Origin of the sequence: Pseudolactococcus hodotermopsidis (genome assembly GCF_011170085.1) — a bacterium.
Classification (GTDB): Bacteria; Bacillota; Bacilli; order Lactobacillales; family Streptococcaceae; genus Pseudolactococcus; species Pseudolactococcus hodotermopsidis.
The window spans coordinates 1-1,769 of the sequence record NZ_BLLI01000122.1 but is presented as its reverse complement, the minus strand read 5'-3'; the positions used below and the strand labels follow the sequence as shown (position 1 = coordinate 1,769).

Here is a 1,769-nt window from a genome sequence, read left to right as displayed (position 1 = left end):
ATCGCCTTCATGATACGTATTATCTGGAATCAAGCTACCTGATTGGTCACCATTTGGTGTTTTATCGTACTTGTTATTGATACCATCGCCGTCAGCATCTTCATCGTCAGCGTTTTTAATACCATCGCCGTCAATATCATCGTCCTGTTGGTTCGGAATACCATCGCCGTCCACATCTGTTGGATCTGTGATTGGTTTAGACAAATCGCCGTCATGATAGCCATTATCAATCGGATCTGGCGCACCGTCTGGCGTTTTATCAAACTCATTCTTAATGCCATCGCCATCGCGGTCATCGTCCAACTCGTCCTTAATGCCATCGCCGTCAATGTCATCATCCATACTATTTGGAATACCGTCATTGTCAACATCTGCTGGCTCGGCAATTGGGTTTGTCCGATCGCCTTCATGATACGTATTATCTGGAATCAATTCGCCTGATTGGTCACCATTTGGTGTTTTATCGTAGGCGTTATTGATACCGTCACCGTCAGCATCCTCATCTTCAGCGTTCAATTTACCGTCGCCGTCAATATCATCATCCTGTTGGTTCGGAATGCCGTCGCCGTCTACGTCCGTTGGGTCTGTAATCGGATTGGTCAAATCGCCCTCGTGATAGCCATTGTCAATCGGATCTGGTGCACCGTCTGGTGTTTTATCAAGATCATTTGGAATGCCATCGCCATCGCGGTCATTATCCAACTCATTCTTAATGCCATCGCCGTCAATGTCATCATCCATACTATTTGGCGTACCGTCATTGTCAACATCTGCTGGCTCAGCAATTGGATTGGTCCGATCATTTTCATGATACGTGTTATCTGGAATCAACTCGCCTGACTGGTCGCCATTTGGTGTTTTATCGTAAGCGTTATTGATACCGTCGCCGTCAGCATCCTCATCTTCAGCGTTCAATTTACCGTCGCCGTCAATATCATCATCCTGTTGGTTCGGAATACCATCGCCGTCTACGTCCGATGGTTTAAGGATTGGATCTTTCAGATTCCCCTCATGATAACCATTGTCAATCGGATCTGGCGCACCATCTGGGGTCTTATCCTTATCGTTTGGAATGCCATCGCCATCACGGTCGGTATCTTCCGCATTTGGAATCTTATCGCCGTCAATGTCGTCATCCATACTGTTTGGAATGCCGTCATTATCAACATCTGCTGGCTCATCAATTAGATTGTCGCTATTGCCATCATGCCATGTATTATCAGGAATATCAACCCACATATAGTCAGACTCACTGTCCGCATGAGAATCGCTATCCTCAGTGGAATCACTATCTTCGGCTGAATCTGAATCTTCAGTGGAATCGCTATCCTCGGTTGAATCACTATCTTCAGCAGAATCGGAATCTTCAGTGGAGTCACTATCCTCGGTTGAATCTGAGTCTTCTTGAGAATCACTATCTTCTTGGGAGTCTGAATCAACTTCAGAATCACTATCTTCCTCGGAATCGGAATCAGCTTCAGAATCACTATCTTCGACTGAATCTGAATCAACTTCAGAATCACTATCTTCCTCGGAATCGGAATCAGCTTCAGAATCACTATCTTCTACTGAATCTGAATCAGCTTCAGAATCACTATCTTCGACTGAATCTGAATCAGCTTCAGAATCACTATCTTCTACGGAATCTGAATCAGCTTCAGAATCACTATCTTCTACTGAATCTGAATCAGCTTCAGAATCACTATCTTCTACGGAATCTGAATCAGCTTCAGAATCACTATCTTCTACGGAATCTGAATCAGCTTCAG

At 44.7% G+C, this 1,769-nt stretch carries 1 pseudogene; it reads right to left on the bottom strand.

Annotated elements, in window-relative coordinates:
* A pseudogene (locus Hs30E_RS10880) lies at positions 1–1,769 on the bottom strand (hypothetical protein); the annotation flags it as partial.